Origin of the sequence: Pseudomonas sp. EA_65y_Pfl1_P113, from assembly GCF_963970525.1 — a bacterium.
Classification (GTDB): domain Bacteria; phylum Pseudomonadota; class Gammaproteobacteria; order Pseudomonadales; family Pseudomonadaceae; genus Aquipseudomonas; species Aquipseudomonas tritici.
Genome location: NZ_CAXAQM010000470.1, coordinates 1 through 477, shown reverse-complemented (window position 1 = coordinate 477; position 477 = coordinate 1). Strand labels below are relative to the sequence as shown.

Genomic DNA, 477 nt, shown 5'->3' with positions numbered 1-477 from the left:
CGCGCGTCAATCCTTGGGCGGGCGCTTCAGGAAGCGTTTGCGCAAAGCGCGGCGCACCACGAACACGCCGATTGCAGCCACCACGAACAAGGCGATGTCCGAGAGTTCAGGCCCGGTGCGGACCTTCGGCACACCGCTGTGCGGAGCGGCGAGGGCGGGTGTTACGGCTTGAAGACCGAGGATCGCTGTTGAACAGGCCAGTTGCGCCCCAGCACCACCCCGGCGTACGCCGGGGCCCAGTCGCGACACTTCGGAAATCATGGTGCGGTCCCAGCTTGCCGACGCTGGCGCATCTGGGCCCCGGCGTTCGCCGGGGTGATCGTCCGGGGTTGGGAGGGTGCCAAGAACCCCAGCCAGCGCATCCGCCGTAATCGGCCCCGGTCGCAGGATCTCGCGCCCCAGCACGATCGTCGATTCGAGCCCCGCCTCGGTCGCGCCGTCGTCCGCCACCAGCGGAATGCGCCCGCCGAGGCTCGC

1 protein-coding gene is annotated in these 477 nt (G+C 69.6%); it reads right to left on the bottom strand.

Annotated elements, in window-relative coordinates:
• Window positions 1–6 precede the first annotated feature (6 nt).
• The coding region (locus AACY52_RS30620; RefSeq protein ID WP_339561432.1) for a hypothetical protein at window positions 7–477 on the bottom strand (471 nt) is incomplete at its 5' end.